Raw genomic sequence first — 17,412 nt, 5'->3', positions numbered from 1 at the left:
AGCCCACGGGGCCCGACTCCGAAGAACCGGGCCCCGTGGGCACGTCACGCGTCAGACGTTGAAGCGGAACATCGAGTGCAGGGCTCCCACCTGCAAAAAACGCGGCTCCCAGTGATCGCATCCAGCACAGATCCAGCACGGTAGGCACCTCTCCAGCACCATCGATGGGCCGGCACAGATCCCCAGACGTTGTGTACACATGGGACACTCGGTACGCTTGTGCGCATGACGCAGCCGCTACCCATAGAGTCCATCCGCGACGTACGCGCACACCTGGCCGAGGTCGTGGAGCGCGCCGACCGTGACGACGTACCCACGGTGATCACGCGCCGGGGCAAGGAAGTGGCCGCCGTCGTCTCCATCGCGGTGCTGCGCAAGTACCAGGAATGGGAAGAGCGCGAGATCAACCGGATCATCGACGAGCGCATGGCCAACCCCGCGCCCGGCATCCCGATCGAGGACATCATGAGGGAGACGCTGGCACGCGGTGAGTGAGTACCGAACCGTCTTCCGCCCCGAGGCACAGGCCGAGCTTCGGAAGATCCCCCGCGACACGGCGCTGCGCATCCTGGCCAAGCTGACCGAACTGGAGACCGACCCCCTCGGCTTCAACACCACCGCCCTCGTGTCCCAGCCCGAGCGCCGCCGTCTGCGCGTCGGCGACTACCGCGTCGTCTACACGATCGACAACGGAGAGCTGGTGGTCTGGATCGTTCACGTGGGACACCGGTCCACCGTCTACGAGACCTGATTGCCGCTGACCCCACGTCAGAATATCCGGCACCAATCCAGCACGGTCACGACGAAGGGGTCGGACTCGACAGAGCGCAACCCGTCCTGACCTGCATGTTTGCCACGTCAGGGACCGAATGCCTGCGCCCCGCCCCTGCCCTGCGGCGGTGCCCCGCACAGGGCCCTGAACAGCCATTTGTCCGTTAACGTGCGGTGGCTCCCGATGGCTGTTTACGAGTGTCCTGCGGACTGGCCGGGTGTGCCGAGGCACGGAAATCCATGGCACTCCGGCCGGACCGTAAACAAGACTGCGCAGGTGAGCCACCGCTACCCCTGTCCCTGCCCCTGCTGCGGACACCGCGTGCTCGACGCCGTGCCCGGCTCCTACGAGATCTGCCCCGTCTGCTCCTGGGAGGACGACGGGGTCCAGTTCCGCTGGCCGACCATGGACGGCGGAGCGAACAAGATCTCCCTGATCGAGGCCCAGCTCAACTACCAGGACTTCGGCGCCTGCGACCAGCACGGCCGGCAGTACGTCCGCCCTCCGGCCGAGGACGAGCCGCTCGATCCTGCCTGGCGCCCCATCGACCTGACGCGCGACTCCTTCGAGGACTGGGAAGCCGAGGACCGCGCCCCGTGGCCCGATGACCGCTCGGTGCTCTGCTGGTGGCTCCCCACCTTCTGGCGCCGCGACCAACCGGCAGCGTCATGACGTTCCCCGTCCATCGAGGCACTCGTCCAACAGCTCGACGGTGACGACGACGCCTCGTACGGCGCCCGCGCGCGGCTGGTGGCCATCGGCGGGGGCGCGACCCTCGCGATCGCCGACGGGCCGCCCGCCCTGGGCCGCTTCGGCCGACTGACCGCCATCGAGGTCTTCGAGGAGGTGGCCGACCCACGCTACGGCCCCGCCCTCATCGCCCTCCTGGAGGACGACGAGCCCACCGTCAGGGAATGGGCGGCGGTCGCCCTGGGGAACCTGGAGATCGACGGCGCGGTCGAATCCCTGCGCCGCGCCGCGCCGCGCCGCGCCGACCGCGCCTGCCTGGAACGGGCGACCCCACCGGACTGGAGCGAGCCCGTCGGCATCCGCTGAGCCCTGACCGAACTCGGCGCCCGCACCCCGGTCACACCCCCGCTCACCGCCCGCCTGGGGCAGTCGTGGGCCTCGACGAGGCGGCAGCGCTGCTGCCTGGCTTCGACCGGGCCTCCCCGCCGGGATGACGATGATCGATCCGCTCCACGGCTGAATCCACGGCGGACGCGGCCGGGACGGCGGGCGTGGCGTCGGGATTTGTGCGGGTTGTCGGGTGATGATGGCGCCGTGCGACTTGATCACGTGTCCTATGCGGTGGCCCGCGACAGCTTCGTCTCGACCGTCCAGTGGATCGGATCGGCGCTCGGCGCCGGGTTCGTCGACGGGGGCGTGCACCCACGATTCGGCACCCGCAATTTCATTCTCCCGCTGAGCGGCGGCACCTACGTCGAGGTCGTCACCACACTCGACCACCCCGCCGCCGACCGCGCACCCTTCGGCCAGGCGGTCGCGCGCCGCGCCGCCGAGGGCGGCGGCTGGCTCGGCTGGGTGGTCTCCGTCGACGACATCGCCCCGGTCGAGGCCCGCCTCGGCCGCACCTCGGCCGAGGGCCATCGTGTCCGTCCCGACGGGTTCGACCTGAGGTGGAAGCAGATCGGCCTCCTGGAACTGCTGGAGGACCCGCAACTGCCCTACTTCCTTCAGTGGTCGGTCCCCATCGAGGAGCGCCCGAGCGCCGACCCGCGCACCTCCAGCACCATCCACGGGGTCTCCATCGCCGGCGACGCCGCCTCCATCGCCGAATTCCTCGGCGAACCGGCCGACCACCCCCTCGACCAGATCGACGTCACCTGGGTCGAGGATGAGGAACCGGGCCTGGTCTCGGTCGAGTTCGCCACCGCCCACGGCCCGGTCACGATCTGACCAGGGCCCGACCGCCCCGCGGGAAAGCGGCCGAAGGCCGCGGCGAGCCCGCCGACGACCGTGCACGGCCCCTGGCCCGCTGACCGTCACCGCGGGCCCGGCCGGCCCCAAACCCGGCCACTGGCCGCGCCCCCGGACCGGGCCGACTTCGACGGTGACCGCACCTGGTTCGCACCGGAGGACGTCCAGCTCGTCATCGAGGTCGTCTCCCCCGAGTCCGCCCATCGCGATCGCACAGTAAAGCTCCTCGCCGGGATCTTCCGGGGCACCCTCCAACGCCTGGTGCCCTTCCAGGTCAGCCTGGACCTCGACAAGCTCACGCAGCCCCGAAGCGGCTGAAATGCGGAAGGGGTCGGACTCATCGGAGTCCGACCCCTTCCGACCTGCAAGCTCGACAATCACCTAGCTTGCAGCGGCGACTCGATCACACGTTGAAGCGGAACTCCACCACGTCGCCGTCCTGCATGACGTAGTCCTTGCCCTCCATGCGGGCCTTGCCCTTGGAGCGGGCCTCGGCGACCGAGCCGCATTCGACCAGGTCCGCGAAGGAGATGATCTCGGCCTTGATGAAGCCGCGCTGGAAGTCCGTGTGGATCACGCCGGCCGCCTCGGGGGCGGTGGCGCCCTTCTTGATCGTCCAGGCGCGGGTTTCCTTCGGGCCGGCCGTCAGGTAGGTCTGCAGGCCCAGGGTCGCGAAGCCGACGCGGCCCAGGGTGGCCATGCCGGGCTCTTCCTGGCCGACCGACTGGAGGAGCTCGAGGGCCTCGTCGTCGTCGAGCTCGATGAGCTCCGCCTCCAGCTTGGCGTTCAGGAAGATCGCCTCGGCCGGGGCCACCAGCGCGCTCTGCGCGGCCTTGAAGGCGTCGTCCGTCAGCTCGTCCTCGTCCACGTTGAAGACGTAGAGGAACGGCTTGACCGTGAGGAGGTGGAGCTCGTGCAGGAGGTCGCCCTGCTCCGTGCCCTTGGAGATGCCGTGCGAGAAGAGGGTGTCGCCCGCTTCGAGGATCTTCTGGGCCTTCTCCACGGCCGCGAGGACCGCGACCTTCTCCTTCTGGAGGCGGGACTCCTTCGTCAGGCGCGGCACCGCCTTCTCGATGGACTGGAGGTCCGCGAGGATCAGCTCGGTGTTGATCGTCTCGATGTCGTCCTTCGGCGAGACCTTGCCGTCGACGTGGACGACGTTCTCGTCCTGGAAGGCGCGGATGACCTGGCAGATCGCGTCCGACTCGCGGATGTTCGCGAGGAACTTGTTGCCGAGGCCCTCGCCTTCCGACGCACCGCGCACGATGCCCGCGATGTCGACGAAGTCGACCGTCGCCGGGATGAGCTTCTGCGAGCCGAAGATGCCGGCCAGGACGGCCAGACGCACGTCCGGGACACCGACGACGCCGACGTTCGGCTCGATGGTGGCGAACGGGTAGTTGGCCGCCAGCACGTCGTTCTTGGTCAGGGCGTTGAACAGGGTCGACTTGCCGACATTCGGCAGGCCGACGATTCCGATCGTGAGCGACACGTTGGCGACTTCCCGTAGCTGGAGGGGGGCGGCGGCCCGGAGTGGGCCATCGGACAGTTTACTTTCCGATGAGGGCGCCCGGATGTACGCGTGTCCGGGCACGCTATCGGCGGCCCCCCGCCTAGTTTTGTGGGGTGGAGCGATACAAGGCGCGTACGGTACGTCACCCAGCGGAGCGGGCCGCCAAGGCCCCGGAGGCAGCGGCCCCCGGGCGGCCGACGGTACGCCGGCTGCCGCGGCCCCGGCTCACCGGACTCGGCGGCGGCCTCTTCGCCTGCGCCGCGATGTTCCTGGTCGGCGGCTTCGACTGGCTGCTCTTCGATGCCTCGCTCTTCGCCTACGGGCTGCTCTTCCTGCCGGTGGCGGCCGCCACCGCCCTGTGGGTGCGGCCCGCCGACCTGATCACCGCGCCGATCACCGCCCCGATCGCCTTCGCCGCCGGAGTGTGGCCCGTGTCGGGCGGCTCCGGCGGCTTCGCGGGCGAGGTGATGGGGCTGGTGTCCGCGCTGTCCCTGCACGCCGGCTGGCTGTACGCCGGGACGCTCGTCGCCGCCCTGATCGTCGTGGTGCGCAAGGCCGTGCTCATCGGCAGGCGGCGCATGCCCCGCCGCGTCGCCTAGGCCCCTACGTCGCCAGGCGGCCCTACGTCGCCAGGCGGCCCTGCGTCGCCAGGCCCCGCCGCCCAGGCCCTACGTCGCCTTCGACGCCGTCCGCGCCGCCATCGCCGCTCCCACGATCCCCGCGTTGTTCTGCAGCTCCGCCGGGACGATCCGCGCCCGGACGCCCTCGATCAGCGGCAGGAACTTCTCCGGCTTGCGGCTCACGCCGCCGCCGATGATGAACAGGTCCGGGGAGAACAGCATCTCCACGTGCGCCAGGTACTTGCCCACCCGGTGCGCCCAGCGCTCCCAGGTCAGGTCCCCGTCCTCCTTCGCCTTCACCGAGGCCCGCGTCTCCGCGTCGTGCCCCCTCAGCTCCAGGTGCCCCAGCTCGGTGTTGGCCACCAGCCGCCCGTCCGTGAAGAGCGCGCTGCCGATGCCCGTGCCCAGCGTGAGCAGGATGACGGTGCCGCCGACCCCGCGCCCCGCCCCGTAGGCCATCTCCGCGACCCCGGCCGCGTCCGCGTCGTTGAGGACCGTGACGGGCCGGCCGTCCAGCCGCTCCGAGAGCAGGGCCGCCGTGTCGACGCCGACCCAGGCCTTGTCCATGTTGGCCGCCGACCGGGTCACCCCGCCCGTGACCACCCCGGGGAAGGTCACCCCCACCGGGCCGTCCCAGTCGAAGTGGCGCACCACCTCGACGACGCAGCCGGCCACCCCGTCGGGGGTGGCCGGCTGCGGTGTCAGTACTTTGTGGCGCTCCTGCGCCAGGTCGCCACGGTCCAGGTCCACGGGAGCGCCCTTGATCCCGGAACCGCCGATGTCCACGCCGAAGATCTGCATGCACACACCGTACGAAACGACCCGGCGGCCCGCCCGGCCCGCGCCGGGGCTACTTCCGTGCGGCGAGCTCCGCGGCCTCGGCGCGCAGGTCGCGGCGCAGTTCCTTCGGCAGCGAGAAGACGATCGACTCCTCGGCCGTCTTGACGAGCTCGACGTCCGCGTAGCCGCGCTGCGCGAGCCACTCCAGGACCTCCTCGACCAGCACCTCCGGCACCGAGGCGCCCGAGGTCAGACCGACGGTGGTGACGCCCTCGAGCCAGGCCTCGTCGATCTCGCTCGCGAAGTCCACGAGGTACGAGGCCTTCGCGCCCGCGTCGAGGGCGACCTCGACCAGCCGGATGGAGTTCGAGGAGTTCTTGGAGCCGACGACGATGACCAGGTCGGAGTCCGCGCCCATCACCTTGACCGCCTCCTGGCGGTTCGAGGTGGCGTAGCAGATGTCGTCGCTGGGCGGCGAGACGAGCAGCGGGAACTTGGTCTTCAGCGCGTCGACCGTCTGCATCGTCTCGTCGACCGAAAGCGTGGTCTGCGACAGCCAGACGACCTTCGACTCGTCCCTGACCTGGACCTTCGCCACGTCCTCGGGGCCGTCCACGAGGGTGATGTGGTCCGGGGCCTCGCCGGAGGTGCCGATGACCTCCTCGTGGCCCTCGTGGCCGATGAGGAGGATGTCGTAGTCCTCGTTCGCGTAGCGGATGGCTTCCTTGTGCACCTTGGTGACCAGCGGGCAGGTCGCGTCGATCGTCGCGAGCTTGCCGCGCGCCGCCTCCTCGTGCACCACGGGGGCCACGCCGTGCGCGGAGAACATCACGATGGAGCCCTCGGGCACCTCCTCCGTCCGCTCGACGAAGATGGCGCCCTTCTTCTCCAGGGTCTGGACGACGTACTTGTTGTGCACGATCTCGTGCCGGACGTAGACCGGCGCACCGTACTGCTCGAGGGCCTTCTCGACAGCGATCACGGCTCGGTCCACGCCCGCGCAGTAGCCGCGCGGGGCGGCGAGCAGGACGCGGCGGGATGCGGGAGCGGGGGCGGCAGCAGTCATGCGCTCCATCGTACGGGGGTCTCCAGGAGGCCGGACGTCCCCCGTTCGACGCAGACTGGGTCGAACGTCCGTACCGGCCCACCCCGGAGGAGCGATGGTGTCCGCGATGGATCCCCGTACGACGCCCCGCCCGGACGGCCCGCCCGGTACGCCGGGGGCGCCCGGCTCGGCGCTGCGGCGGAGCCTGGGATTCCGCGATCTGGTCGTCTACGGGCTGCTCTTCATCGCCCCCATGGCCCCGGTCGGCGTCTTCGGGACCCTGGACGCCAAGTCGCACGGCGCCATCGCCCTCGTCTACCTCGTCGCGACGGTGGCGATGGCCTTCACGGCCTTCTCCTACGCCCAGATGGTGCGCGTCGCCCCGCAGGCCGGCTCGGTCTTCACCTACGCCCGCAAGGGCCTGGGCGAGGGGCCCGGGCTGATCGCCGGCTGGATGGCGATGCTCGACTACCTGCTGATCCCCGCGGTCGCCTACCTGTTCTCCGGGATCGCCATGAACGCCCTGGTCCCGGAGGTGTCCCGGTGGGTGTGGACGGCCCTGGCGGTCGTGGTGACCACCCTGCTCAACCTGTGGGGCGTACGGGCCGCGGCCCGCGTGGGCTTCGCCGTGCTGGCCCTGGAGATCGTGGTCCTGCTGGTGTTCCTGGTCGCCGCCGTGACCGTACTGGCCCAGGGCGGGGCGCGGCGCGGCTGGCTCTCCCCGTTCACCGGCGACGGCTCGCTCGGCGGCTTCTCGACGGCCGCCGTGCTCGGCGCGGTCTCGGTGGCGGTCCTGTCCTACCTGGGCTTCGACGCCATCGCCTCCTTCGCCGAGGAAGTGACGGGAGGCAGCGCGAAGGTGGCCCGGGCGGTGCTGTTCTGCCTGGCGCTGACCGGAGTGCTGTTCATCGCCCAGACCTATCTGGCGGCCCTGCTGACCCCCGAGTCCGCCGCGGAGCTGGCGGCGGACCCGGCGAAGCAGGGGCCGGCCTTCTACAACGCGGTCGAGGCCTCCGTGGGGACCTGGCTGCACGACCTGGTCGCCGTCAGCAAGGCGATCGGGGCCGCCTTCGCGGCGCTGGCGGGGCAGGCCGCGGCCGGCCGGCTGCTGTTCGCGATGGCCCGCGAGGGGCGGCTGCCGCGCGTGCTCGCCCGCACCTCGCACGGCACGCCGCGCCCGGCCCTGCTGGTGGCCGCGACGGTCACGCTGGTCGCGGCCGTGTGGGCGGCCCGGCGCGACGACGGCCTCGACCACCTGGTCTCGGTGGTCGACGTCGGGGCGCTGGTGGCCTTCACGCTGCTGCACGCCTCGGTGGTCGGCTGGTTCGTCGTCAAGCGGCGGGGCGGCACCCCGAACTGGTTCAAGCACCTGCTGGTCCCGGTGCTCGGCGCCGCCGTGACGGTCGCCGTGATCGTCGAGGCCTCGTGGGAGGCGCAGCTGGTGGGGGCGGTGTGGCTGCTGGCGGGCCTGGGGGTGCTGGTGGCCCAGCGCGGGCGACGCGCGGGGGATCGGGGCGCCGGGCCCGACGCCGGTGTCAGTTCGGGCGGTTAGCCTGCGTGCATGGGTCTGAATACGTCGGCTGACGCGCCGCTGCCGGTCGGCCAGGTGTCCCGGCTCATCGGGGGCTGGATCGACAAGCTCGGCCAGGTGTGGGTGGAAGGGCAGATCACGCAGCTCTCGCGGAGGCCGGGAGCGGGGGTGGTCTTCCTGACGCTGCGCGATCCCTCGCACGACATCTCCCTGAGCGTGACCTGCTTCCGCCAGGTCTTCGACGAGGTCGCGGACTCCGTCACGGAGGGCGCGCGCGTCGTCGTGCTCGCCAAGCCCGAGTGGTACGCCCCGCGCGGGCAGCTGTCCTTGCGGGCGACGGAGATACGGCCCGTCGGCATCGGCGAGCTCCTCGCCCGCCTGGAACGGCTCAAGCGCTCGCTGGCCTCCGAAGGGCTCTTCGCGCTCGACCGCAAGAAGCCGCTGCCGTTCCTGCCGCAGCTGATCGGGCTGGTGGTGGGGCGGGCCTCGGCGGCCGAGCGCGACGTGCTGGAGAACGCGCGGCGCAGGTGGCCGGCGGTCCGCTTCGAGGTCCGCAACGTCGCCGTGCAGGGGGTGAACGCGGTGCCCCAGGTGATCCAGGCGGTCAAGGAGCTGGACGCCATGCCCGGGGTGGACGTGATCATCGTGGCGCGCGGCGGCGGCAGCGTGGAGGACCTGCTGCCCTTCTCCGACGAGGAGGTCGTACGGACCGTCGCGGCGGCCCGTACGCCCGTGGTCTCGGCGATCGGGCACGAGCCGGACTCCCCGCTGCTGGACCTGGTCGCGGACCTGCGGGCCTCCACGCCCACGGACGCGGCGAAGAAGGTCGTCCCGGACGTCGGCGAGGAGCTGGAGCGGGTGAGCCAGCTCCAGGGCCGGGGGCTGCGCGCCGTGCGCGGCCTGCTCGACCGGGAGGAGCGGGGGCTCGCGCACGCCCTGGCGCGGCCGGTCTTCGTCCATCCGCAGCGGATGGTGGAGACCCGGGAGGCCGAGGTGGACGCGCTGCTGGCGCGCGGCCGCCGGACGCTGGGCCACCTGCTGGACCGGGCGGACTCGGAGCTGGCGCACACGCTGGCCCGGGTGGTGGCGCTGTCCCCGGCGGCGACGCTGGAGCGCGGGTACGCGGTGCTGCAGCGGGCCGACGGGCACGTGGTGCGATCGCCGCAGGACGTGGCGGCGGGCGACGTGCTGCGGGCGCGGGTGGCGGAGGGAGCGTTCTCGGTGGAGGTCGCCGAGGGCGGCGCTGAGGTCGCCGCCGAGGAGGGCGTCACCGAGGGCGTCACCGAAGAGGGCGTCGAGGGCGTCTCGTAGGGCGGACGGGCGGCACACTGCCGCAACAAATTCGTTGTACTACACATATAAGGTGGGAGCGGGAATGGCCGGGACCGATGCGGCGCTGGGGTACGAGCAGGCGCGGGACGAACTGATCGAGGTCGTCCGCAAGCTGGAGGCCGGCGGCACCTCGCTGGAGGACTCCCTCGCGCTCTGGGAGCGCGGCGAGGAGCTCGCGAAGGTGTGCCGGCACTGGCTGGAGGGAGCCAGGGCGCGGCTGGACTCGGCGCTGGCGGCGCGCCAGGCCGGAGCGGACGCGGAGGGCGGGGAAGGCGGCCCGGAGTGACGTCGGTCACCACCTCGCGGATTTAGTTGAAGTTTCATCTATTTCCGTCGTAGTCTCGAGCCATCGCTTCAGTCCCGTACAGAAGAAGGCTTTCCGATGTCTCTCGTTCTCGACGCCGCCGCTCAGGACCTCCTCTTCCGTGAGGCGCGTACCGCCAACACGTTCTCCGACGAGCCGGTGACCGAGGAGCAGGTCCAGGCGATCTACGACCTGGTGAAGTTCGGCCCGACCGCCTTCAACCAGACGCCGCTGCGCGTCACCCTGGTCCGCTCCCCCGAGGCCCGCGAGCGCCTCGTGAAGCACATGGCCGAGGGCAACCAGGCCAAGACCGCCGCCGCCCCGCTGGTCGCGATCCTGTCCGCGGACAACGAGTTCCACGAGGAGCTCCCGCAGCTGCTCCCGCACTTCCCGCAGGCCAAGGACGCCTTCTTCTCCGAGCGCCCGGTCCGCGAGCAGTCCGCGCTGGTCAACGCCTCGCTGCAGGCCGCGTACTTCATCATCGGCGTCCGCGCCGCCGGCCTGGCCGCCGGCCCGATGACCGGTCTGGACTTCGCCGGCCTCCAGAAGGAGTTCCTGGACGGCGACCACACCCCGCTGATGGTCGTCAACATCGGCAAGCCGGGCGAGGACGCCTGGTTCCCGCGTTCCCCGCGCCTGGAGTTCGACCAGGTCGTCACCACCGTCTGAGGCCCGCCTCGGCAGTAGCGCGCGAAAAGGCCGCGCGCCCCGGAATCCCGGGGCGCGCGGCCTTTTCGCGTACGCGGTCCTGTTACTGCTGCTGCGCGCCCTGCTTGAACTCCAGCGCCGCGGCCATCGCCCCGAGCTCCTCGAAGGAGGCCGTCCCGGTCACCACCGTGACGTGGCCCGCCTCGCGCCGCACGAGGGCGTCGTACTTCTCGCCGTCCCAGCGCTCCCAGGCCTGGTCCCCGACCTGCTGCGTCTGCCCGGTCGCCTTCGCCTTCTGGGTGACCTTGTCGAGGTAGCCGGGGGAGGTGTCCGCGGACTGCTCGACCGCCACGTACTGCTGCTTCGGATCCAGGAAGCCCAGGTGCCAGGCGTTCGCCTTCTTCCGCTCGAACGCCACCGAGGTCGCCCGCCACTCCTGCGGCAGGCCGACGGGGGCGGCGAGGGGGTACGGGGCCGCCCGCCGGGCCGTGATCGTCTCGACGCGGTAGTCGACCACCCTCGTCGCGTCGGCGCCGTCGTCATGGGGGATGAAGATGTAGATCGCACCCACGACGAGGCCGAGCACCCCCAGCGATAGGAGCATGTCCCGGACCGTCTGCTTGCCTCTCATACCTGCCACGGGACCATCGTCCCGCATCGCCCGCGGCGGTCGACGCCGGGGTCGCCGTGGCGCGCCCCACGGAGCACAAGATGTCCGCTGAGGACAATCAGCTGACCGATATACCGCTCATACGTGACCCGGTCTGCTCAATTTGTCGACGTACCGATAGAGTCCAGGGACCCTCACTCCCGGCCGTCGCCGTACAGAAAGGTGCGCTCCGATGACCGAGCACAACCTGCCGCCCCAGCTCGAAGTCTCTCCGGAGGCCCCCGACCGCAACCTCGCTCTGGAACTCGTCCGGGTCACCGAGGCCGCCGCCATGGCCGCGGGCCGTTGGGTCGGGCGCGGCGACAAGCTCGGCGCCGACGGCGCCGCGGTCAACGCGATGCGGACCCTGATCTCCACCGTCTCGATGAACGGCGTCGTCGTCATCGGCGAGGGCGAGAAGGACGAAGCCCCGATGCTCTTCAACGGCGAGCGGGTCGGCGACGGCACCGGTGCCGAGGTCGACATCGCCGTGGACCCGATCGACGGCACCACCCTGAACGCCAAGGGCATGCCGAACGCCATCGCCGTCCTGGCCGCCGCCGACCGCGGCAGCATGTTCGACCCGTCCGCGGTCTTCTACATGGAGAAGCTGGTCACCGGACCCGAGGCCGCCGACTTCGTCGACATCAACGCCCCGGTCTCCGTCAACATCCGCCGCGTCGCCAAGGCCAAGAACATGGCCGTGGAAGACGTCACCGTGATCATCCTCGACCGCCCCCGCCACGAGGGCATCGTCAAGGAGATCCGCGAGACCGGCGCCCGCATCAAGTTCATCTCCGACGGCGACGTCGCCGGCTCGGTCATGGCGGTCCGCGAGGGCACCGGCGTCGACCTGCTCCTGGGCATCGGCGGCACCCCCGAGGGCATCATCTCGGCGTGCGCCATCAAGTGCCTCGGCGGCACCATCCAGGGCAAGCTGTGGCCCAAGGACGAGGACGAGCGCCAGAAGGCCATCGCCGCCGGCCACGACCTGGACCGCGTCCTGCACACCGACGACCTGGTCTCCGGCGACAACGTCTTCTTCGTCGCCACCGGCATCACGGACGGCGAGCTGCTGCGCGGCGTCCACTACCGCTCGGAGACCGCGACGACCTCCTCGCTGGTCATGCGCTCGAAGTCGGGCACGATCCGCCAGATCGACTCGACCCACCGGCTCTCGAAGCTCCGCGCGTACAGCGCGATCGACTTCGACCGCGCCCAGTAGGAGACCGGGCCGGCTCCGCGCCGGCCCGGCACGAACGGCAAAGAGGGGCGTTCCCGCGTGCGGCGGGAACGCCCCTTCCGTGTGGTCCGCGGCCGGCCTACGAGGCTTCGCGCAGCTCCACGGCCCGGCGGCGGCGCCGGGCCAGCACCACCCGGCGCTCGGCGGCCGTCAGGCCTCCCCAGACGCCGTAGGGCTCCGGCTGGAGCAGCGCGTGCTCCCGGCAGGAGATCATGACGGGGCAGCGGGCGCAGACGCGCTTGGCGGCGTCCTCGCGGGACAGCCGGGCGGCGGTCGGCTCCTTGGAGGGGGCGAAGAACAGCCCGGCCTCATCGCGTCGGCACACCGCGTCCGCGTGCCATGGGCCGTCCTCTTCCCTGGCCGGTACCCGCGGCTTCGGCACGGCCGCCGCCGGGCGCCCCTGAAGACTCTGGACGGCGGCTACCTGCAGGGACTGGCGCGGCGGATGCGGCACGGTCTACTCCTGACGACGTATACGCGAGCGAGAGACGATGCACCTGTCCCTACCCGCTGCGCGCGCCCCTATGCACCGAGTGCCTCCGATCCGGACGGTTCGACCGAAACGTGACGCCGCCCGGAACCGCGCCCTGACCGCCCGGTACGGGGCCCCGAGCGCCCGCCGCCGTCACGCGACGGGCGGCGTCCAGCCGGGCCGGCGGCCCAGGAAGGCGAGGAGCGAGCCGGCCGGGTCGGCGTCCGGGCCGGGCGCGGACGCGAGCGCCGGGGCGTAGGCGAATCCGCGCAGGGGCTCGGCGAGCACCTCCGCGCTCGGGCGCAGGGCCGCGGCGAGGGCGGGGGTCAGCGGGGAGTCCTGGCCGGTGGCCACCGCGATGTCCCAGGCGTGCACGGCCGCGTCGAGGGCGGCCGCGCCGACCGCGGTCTCGGCGGGGGCGGTGAACGGGGGCAGCGGCACGGCGACTTCGGCCGTGCCCGGCGCGACCCCGGCGAAGGCCTCGGCGGCCGCGGCGAGGGCCGGCTCCAGCAGCTCGGCGGGGGCGGCGGACAGGGCGCCGGTGGGCGCGAACGGGTCCTCGGCCGGCCCGGGCCCGCCGGTGAGGCGCGCGGCGTAGGCGAGCTGGTCGCCGGCCGCGTGCTGGAGCACTTGGCCGACATTCCACTGGTCGCACGGGGTCGGGCGGTGCAGGCCGTCGGCCGGTATGCCGTCGACGGCCGAGCGCAGGGCGGCGTACGCCTGGTCGAGGAGGTCCCACTGGGATGCGGTCATGGGCCGACCCTAGGGCCGGACTCCGGCCAAGTGGCCTGATTCCGGGGCGGATTGCCGGCGTGTCGCCGAACTTTCCCGCCCCACGAACGCACTGCCCGCGGACGCGCTATCCGCCGAGGTGCTTGTGCGATCCGCGGGCCAGGTCCACCAGGCGGGCGCCGGGCTTGCGGCGGGACTCGATGTTGCCCAGCAGCGCGAAGGCGCGGACGATCACGACCGGCGCGTTCGGTTCGCTCTCGCCGCGCCCCTCACCGTGCACCTCGATGTTGCCGAGGAGCCCGCTGCCGTACCCGCGCAGCGTGACGTTCTCCGGAACCAGGACCTCGACGTTGCCGAGCACGCACGTCACGGTGATCTCGGTGACCTGCTGCTCGAAGACGGCCTGGGTGAGGTCGATGGTGATGTCGCCCATGACGGAGACCGCGCGGGTGAGCGCGCGCGGGTGCCACCGCCCCTTGCGGGAGGCACTGCCGCAGACCGCGACGACCGTCTCGCCCGGATCACCCGGCGGCGGTCCCACAGGGGTCCCGTCGGCGTACGCGGGCTCGCGCCGGGGGCTCGCGCCGGGCGCGGGCAGGTCCCGTACGAGCACGTCCAGCTCGCCGACCGTCTTGAGGGCGTACAGCGAGTCGAGGCGGTCGGAGTGCTCCTGCGAGGTCAGCCGGCCCTCGGCGACGGCATCGGCGAGGATCTGCGCGATGCGGTCCCGGTCGGCGTCGGAGGCGCGCAGCTCGGCGCCGGGCGCGGGGGCGGGGGCCGGTACGGATGGGGGCTGCTTTTCCAGGTCCACGCACCCCAGCATAGCGAGACACGATAGATCGCGATACTGGCCAGTGAGCCTTACCTCACAACAAAAGCCACCGGAAGAGGTCCTACGCTGGATACCGCGCTGCCAAACGGTCGTCAGCGCCGTCTGCCGAGTGAGGGAATGACTGCCGTCATGCCAGAGTTTGCGTACACCGACCTGCTGCCCCTGGGCGAGGACTCCACCCCGTACCGCCTGGTGACCTCCGAAGGCGTCTCGACCTTCGAGGCCGACGGCCGTACGTTCCTCAAGGTCGAGCCGGAGGCGCTGCGCAAGCTCGCCGAAGAGGCGATCCACGACATCCAGCACTTCCTGCGCCCCGCGCACCTCGCGCAGCTGCGCCGGATCATCGACGACCCCGAGGCCTCGGCGAACGACAAGTTCGTCGCCCTCGACCTCCTGAAGAACGCGAACATCGCGGCGGCCGGCGTCCTGCCGATGTGCCAGGACACGGGCACGGCGATCGTGATGGGCAAGCGCGGCCAGCACGTCCTCACCGAGGGCGGCGACGAGGCGGCCCTGTCCCGCGGCATCTTCGACGCGTACACCCGCCTGAACCTGCGCTACTCGCAGATGGCCCCGGTCACCATGTGGGAGGAGAAGAACACCGGCTCGAACCTGCCCGCGCAGATCGAGCTGTACGCGACCGACGGCGGCGCGTACAAGTTCCTCTTCATGGCCAAGGGCGGCGGCTCCGCCAACAAGTCCTTCCTCTACCAGGAGACCAAGGCGGTCCTCAACGAGGCCTCCATGATGAAGTTCCTGGAAGAGAAGATCCGCTCGCTCGGCACGGCGGCCTGCCCGCCGTACCACCTGGCGATCGTGGTCGGCGGCACCTCGGCGGAGCACGCGCTCAAGACCGCGAAGTACGCCTCGGCCCACTACCTGGACGAGCTCCCCACCGAGGGTTCCCCGCTGGGCCACGGCTTCCGCGACGAGGCCCTGGAGCAGCAGGTCTTCGAGCTGACCCAGAAGATCGGCATCGGCGCGCAGTTCGGCGGCAAGTACTTCTGCCACGACGTCCGCGTCGTCCGCCTCCCCCGCCACGGCGCGTCCCTCCCGATCGCCATCGCCGTCTCCTGCTCCGCCGACCGCCAGGCCACCGCGAAGATCACCGCCGAGGGCGTCTTCCTGGAGCAGCTGGAGACGGACCCGGCGCGCTTCCTCCCGGAGACGACTGACGAGCATCTCGCCGAGTCCGCGGACGTGGTCTCCATCGACCTGAACCAGCCGATGGACGACATCCTCGCCACCCTCACCAAGCACCCGGTCAAGACCCGCCTCTCCCTGACCGGCCCGCTGGTCGTGGCCCGCGACATCGCGCACGCCAAGATCAAGGAACTCCTCGACTCCGGCGCGGAGATGCCCCAGTACCTCAAGGACCACCCGGTCTACTACGCCGGCCCCGCGAAGACCCCCGAGGGCTACGCCTCGGGCTCCTTCGGCCCGACCACGGCCGGCCGCATGGACTCCTACGTCGAGCAGTTCCAGGCGGCGGGCGGCTCCAAGGTCATGCTGGCCAAGGGCAACCGCTCGCAGCAGGTGACGGACGCGTGCGGCACGCACGGCGGCTTCTACCTCGGCTCCATCGGCGGCCCGGCGGCGCGCCTCGCCCAGGACTGCATCAAGAAGGTCGAGGTCCTGGAGTACGAGGAGCTCGGCATGGAGGCGGTCTGGAAGATCGAGGTCGAGGACTTCCCGGCCTTCATCGTGGTCGACGACAAGGGCAACGACTTCTTCGTCGATCCGGCCCCGGCCCCGACCCACCGCAGCCGGCAGGGCGGGACCGGCCCGACGTGGCGGCCCGGGGATGATCACACCTGGGGTCCGCTCCGCAGCCCGCGCAGGAGCTCTGCCTCCACCGGGGTCGCGTCCAGGCCGTGGGCCCGCGCCTCGCGCAGTTGCGGGAGCGTGAGTCGGTACAACTCGCGGACGACCTTCAGCGGCACACCGTCCGGCCCGCCGACAGCGAGGCGCACGGTGCCCTCCGCAGCGACGATCCGCTCGCGCATCAACGGCGGGGGCACTCCCCAGCCCTGGTCGCACGCGTGGACTCCGTACTCGGCGCAGTAGTAGTTGTCATCCCAGCACAGGCGGCCGTCGACGATCCGCTGCCATGTCTCGTACCGGCAGGAGGCGCAGGGCGCGCAGTGCAGCGTCATGAACTGTTCAGCCATCGGTGCAGGGTCCCGCGCCGGCCCGCCAGGCGCATCCGGATAACGTTCGGGGTATGACTGAGCCGTCCCTCCCTGCGGCCCGCGGCACGCGGGTCATCGCTCACCGCGGGGCCTCCCACGAGCACCCCGAGCACACCATCGAGGCCTACCGGCAGGCCATCGCCGACGGGGCCGACGCCCTGGAGTGCGATGTGCGGCTCACCGCCGACCACCGGCTCGTCTGCGTGCACGACCGCCGCGTCGAGCGGACCTCCGACGGCCGCGGGATCGTCTCGGAGATGACGTACGAGGAGCTGCGCGCCCTCGACTTCGGCGCCTGGAAGGGGGCCGAGCACGCCGGGTCCCCGGTGCTGCTCTTCGAGGACCTGCTCAAGGAGGCGCTGGCCGCGCCGTACCCCGTCGGGCTGGCCGTCGAGACCAAGCACCCCACCCGCGCGGGCGGCCGGCTGGAGGCCGAGCTCGTACGGGTGCTGCGGGAGCACGGGCTCGCGGACGGCCGCGGCGGCCGCGTCGAGGTGATGAGCTTCTCCCGGACCGCCCTGACCCGGCTGCACCGGCTCGCGCCCGGACTGCCCGCCGTGTACCTGATCGAGCGCGGGCTACGGCCGGTGCGTCCCCCGTACGCCACGCACGCGGGCCCGGGCATCGAGCTCGTACGGCGGGATCCGGGGCTGGTGGGCCGGCTGAAGGCGAAGGGGCTCCGGGTGCGCGTGTGGACCGTGGACGAGCCCGAGGACCTGGAGCTCTGCGTGCGCCTGGGCGTGGACACGATCATCACCAACCGGCCCCGCGACGTGCGCAAGCTGCTCCAAGACATGTGAACACCC

19 protein-coding genes and 2 pseudogenes are annotated in these 17,412 nt (G+C 71.5%); 14 read left to right on the top strand and 7 right to left on the bottom strand.

Going from position 1 to position 17,412, the window contains the following annotated elements:
• Positions 1-225 precede the first annotated feature (225 nt).
• The 6 genes and pseudogenes from DRB96_RS04285 to DRB96_RS04260 form a co-directional block, all read left to right on the top strand.
• The gene (locus tag DRB96_RS04285; RefSeq protein WP_112446849.1) at positions 226-495 is read left to right on the top strand and encodes a type II toxin-antitoxin system Phd/YefM family antitoxin; all 270 of its coding nucleotides are present in this window, start codon (positions 226-228) and stop codon (positions 493-495) included.
• Positions 488-751 (top strand): type II toxin-antitoxin system RelE/ParE family toxin, encoded by a 264-nt coding sequence (locus DRB96_RS04280; RefSeq protein ID WP_112446847.1) that lies wholly within the window; start codon positions 488-490, stop codon positions 749-751. Before DRB96_RS04285 ends, DRB96_RS04280 begins: the two co-directional genes overlap by 8 nt.
• Positions 752-1,048: 297 nt before the next feature.
• On the top strand, positions 1,049-1,444 hold the full coding sequence (locus DRB96_RS04275; RefSeq protein ID WP_239516182.1) for a CPCC family cysteine-rich protein: 396 nt from the start codon (positions 1,049-1,051) through the stop codon (positions 1,442-1,444).
• Between the two features lie 78 nt (positions 1,445-1,522).
• The gene (locus DRB96_RS04270; protein WP_239516183.1) at positions 1,523-1,828 is read left to right on the top strand and encodes a HEAT repeat domain-containing protein; all 306 of its coding nucleotides are present in this window, start codon (positions 1,523-1,525) and stop codon (positions 1,826-1,828) included.
• A 228-nt stretch (positions 1,829-2,056) separates the two neighbouring features.
• Positions 2,057-2,692: a VOC family protein gene (locus DRB96_RS04265; RefSeq protein WP_112446841.1), complete on the top strand. Its 636-nt coding sequence runs from the start codon at positions 2,057-2,059 to the stop codon at positions 2,690-2,692.
• Between the two features lie 141 nt (positions 2,693-2,833).
• Positions 2,834-3,031: pseudogene (locus tag DRB96_RS04260) on the top strand (Uma2 family endonuclease); the annotation flags it as partial.
• An 85-nt stretch (positions 3,032-3,116) separates the two neighbouring features.
• Here the strand turns inward: DRB96_RS04260 and ychF are convergent.
• Positions 3,117-4,205: a redox-regulated ATPase YchF gene (ychF, locus tag DRB96_RS04255; protein ID WP_112446840.1), complete on the bottom strand. Its 1,089-nt coding sequence runs from the start codon at positions 4,203-4,205 to the stop codon at positions 3,117-3,119.
• Positions 4,206-4,339: 134 nt separating this feature from the next.
• Here ychF and DRB96_RS04250 point away from each other — a divergent pair, with 134 nt between their 5' ends.
• Positions 4,340-4,825: a DUF6542 domain-containing protein gene (locus DRB96_RS04250; protein ID WP_112446838.1), complete on the top strand. Its 486-nt coding sequence runs from the start codon at positions 4,340-4,342 to the stop codon at positions 4,823-4,825.
• A 69-nt stretch (positions 4,826-4,894) separates the two neighbouring features.
• Here DRB96_RS04250 and DRB96_RS04245 read toward each other — a convergent pair whose 3' ends face one another.
• A complete protein-coding gene (locus DRB96_RS04245; RefSeq protein WP_112446835.1) occupies positions 4,895-5,647 on the bottom strand; it encodes an ROK family protein in 753 nt (250 codons plus the stop codon).
• A 49-nt stretch (positions 5,648-5,696) separates the two neighbouring features.
• Positions 5,697-6,692, bottom strand: coding sequence for a 4-hydroxy-3-methylbut-2-enyl diphosphate reductase (locus DRB96_RS04240; RefSeq protein WP_112453199.1), 996 nt, complete (start codon positions 6,690-6,692; stop codon positions 5,697-5,699).
• A gap of 106 nt (positions 6,693-6,798) precedes the next feature.
• Here DRB96_RS04240 and DRB96_RS04235 point away from each other — a divergent pair, with 106 nt between their 5' ends.
• The 4 genes from DRB96_RS04235 to DRB96_RS04220 all read left to right on the top strand — a co-directional run bounded on the left by DRB96_RS04235 (position 6,799) and on the right by DRB96_RS04220 (position 10,507).
• A complete protein-coding gene (locus DRB96_RS04235) occupies positions 6,799-8,223 on the top strand; it encodes an APC family permease (RefSeq protein ID WP_239516184.1) in 1,425 nt (474 codons plus the stop codon).
• Positions 8,224-8,232: 9 nt separating this feature from the next.
• A complete protein-coding gene (gene xseA, locus DRB96_RS04230) occupies positions 8,233-9,513 on the top strand; it encodes an exodeoxyribonuclease VII large subunit (RefSeq protein ID WP_239516185.1) in 1,281 nt (426 codons plus the stop codon).
• A gap of 64 nt (positions 9,514-9,577) precedes the next feature.
• Entirely contained in the window at positions 9,578-9,820 is a 243-nt protein-coding gene (locus tag DRB96_RS04225) for an exodeoxyribonuclease VII small subunit (protein ID WP_112446833.1), read from the top strand.
• A gap of 96 nt (positions 9,821-9,916) precedes the next feature.
• Entirely contained in the window at positions 9,917-10,507 is a 591-nt protein-coding gene (locus DRB96_RS04220) for a malonic semialdehyde reductase (RefSeq protein ID WP_112446831.1), read from the top strand.
• 82 nt (positions 10,508-10,589) lie between these two features.
• Here DRB96_RS04220 and DRB96_RS04215 read toward each other — a convergent pair whose 3' ends face one another.
• Positions 10,590-11,117, bottom strand: coding sequence for a DUF4245 domain-containing protein (locus DRB96_RS04215; protein WP_204357988.1), 528 nt, complete (start codon positions 11,115-11,117; stop codon positions 10,590-10,592).
• 211 nt (positions 11,118-11,328) lie between these two features.
• On the opposite strand from DRB96_RS04215, the gene glpX reads away from it, so the two are divergent.
• Complete coding sequence (gene glpX, locus DRB96_RS04210) at positions 11,329-12,360, top strand: class II fructose-bisphosphatase (RefSeq protein ID WP_112446828.1); 1,032 nt, start codon at positions 11,329-11,331, stop codon at positions 12,358-12,360.
• Positions 12,361-12,457: 97 nt separating this feature from the next.
• Here the strand turns inward: glpX and DRB96_RS04205 are convergent, their stop codons facing one another.
• The 3 genes from DRB96_RS04205 to DRB96_RS04195 all read right to left on the bottom strand — a co-directional run bounded on the left by DRB96_RS04205 (position 12,458) and on the right by DRB96_RS04195 (position 14,393).
• On the bottom strand, positions 12,458-12,760 hold the full coding sequence (locus DRB96_RS04205; RefSeq protein WP_239516805.1) for a WhiB family transcriptional regulator: 303 nt from the start codon (positions 12,758-12,760) through the stop codon (positions 12,458-12,460).
• Between the two features lie 243 nt (positions 12,761-13,003).
• Positions 13,004-13,603 carry a TIGR03086 family metal-binding protein gene (locus DRB96_RS04200; RefSeq protein WP_112446826.1) on the bottom strand — a complete coding sequence of 200 codons (600 nt, stop codon included), beginning with the start codon at positions 13,601-13,603 and terminating at the stop codon, positions 13,004-13,006.
• Positions 13,604-13,709: 106 nt separating this feature from the next.
• A complete protein-coding gene (locus DRB96_RS04195) occupies positions 13,710-14,393 on the bottom strand; it encodes a DUF1707 domain-containing protein (protein ID WP_112453196.1) in 684 nt (227 codons plus the stop codon).
• A gap of 150 nt (positions 14,394-14,543) precedes the next feature.
• Here DRB96_RS04195 and DRB96_RS04190 point away from each other — a divergent pair.
• Together DRB96_RS04190 and DRB96_RS04185 are read left to right on the top strand one after the other, a co-directional pair.
• A pseudogene (locus DRB96_RS04190) lies at positions 14,544-16,172 on the top strand (fumarate hydratase); the annotation flags it as partial.
• A 466-nt stretch (positions 16,173-16,638) separates the two neighbouring features.
• Positions 16,639-17,406, top strand: a complete 768-nt coding sequence (locus tag DRB96_RS04185; RefSeq protein ID WP_112446825.1) for a glycerophosphodiester phosphodiesterase — start codon at positions 16,639-16,641, stop codon at positions 17,404-17,406.
• The last annotated feature ends 6 nt before the right edge of the window (positions 17,407-17,412 follow it).

Origin of the sequence: Streptomyces sp. ICC1 (assembly GCF_003287935.1) — a bacterium.
In the GTDB taxonomy this organism is placed as follows: Bacteria; Actinomycetota; Actinomycetes; order Streptomycetales; family Streptomycetaceae; genus Streptomyces; species Streptomyces tritrimontium.
Note: the sequence above shows the minus strand (reverse complement) of the source record. Positions and strands in the feature narration are given on the sequence as shown.

What these genes read in the sequence shown, in the direction of transcription:
- DRB96_RS04285 (WP_112446849.1), top strand. Translation starts at nt 226, where the DNA reads ATGACGCAGCCGCTACCCATAGAGTCCATCCGCGACGTACGCGCACAC.
- DRB96_RS04245 (WP_112446835.1), bottom strand. Translation starts at nt 5,647, where the DNA reads ATGCAGATCTTCGGCGTGGACATCGGCGGTTCCGGGATCAAGGGCGCT.
- DRB96_RS04240 (WP_112453199.1), bottom strand. Translation starts at nt 6,692, where the DNA reads ATGACTGCTGCCGCCCCCGCTCCCGCATCCCGCCGCGTCCTGCTCGCC.
- DRB96_RS04235 (WP_239516184.1), top strand. Translation starts at nt 6,799, where the DNA reads ATGGATCCCCGTACGACGCCCCGCCCGGACGGCCCGCCCGGTACGCCG.
- xseA (WP_239516185.1), top strand. Translation starts at nt 8,233, where the DNA reads ATGGGTCTGAATACGTCGGCTGACGCGCCGCTGCCGGTCGGCCAGGTG.
- DRB96_RS04225 (WP_112446833.1), top strand. Translation starts at nt 9,578, where the DNA reads ATGGCCGGGACCGATGCGGCGCTGGGGTACGAGCAGGCGCGGGACGAA.
- DRB96_RS04220 (WP_112446831.1), top strand. Translation starts at nt 9,917, where the DNA reads ATGTCTCTCGTTCTCGACGCCGCCGCTCAGGACCTCCTCTTCCGTGAG.
- DRB96_RS04215 (WP_204357988.1), bottom strand. Translation starts at nt 11,117, where the DNA reads ATGAGAGGCAAGCAGACGGTCCGGGACATGCTCCTATCGCTGGGGGTG.
- glpX (WP_112446828.1), top strand. Translation starts at nt 11,329, where the DNA reads ATGACCGAGCACAACCTGCCGCCCCAGCTCGAAGTCTCTCCGGAGGCC.
- DRB96_RS04200 (WP_112446826.1), bottom strand. Translation starts at nt 13,603, where the DNA reads ATGACCGCATCCCAGTGGGACCTCCTCGACCAGGCGTACGCCGCCCTG.
- DRB96_RS04185 (WP_112446825.1), top strand. Translation starts at nt 16,639, where the DNA reads ATGACTGAGCCGTCCCTCCCTGCGGCCCGCGGCACGCGGGTCATCGCT.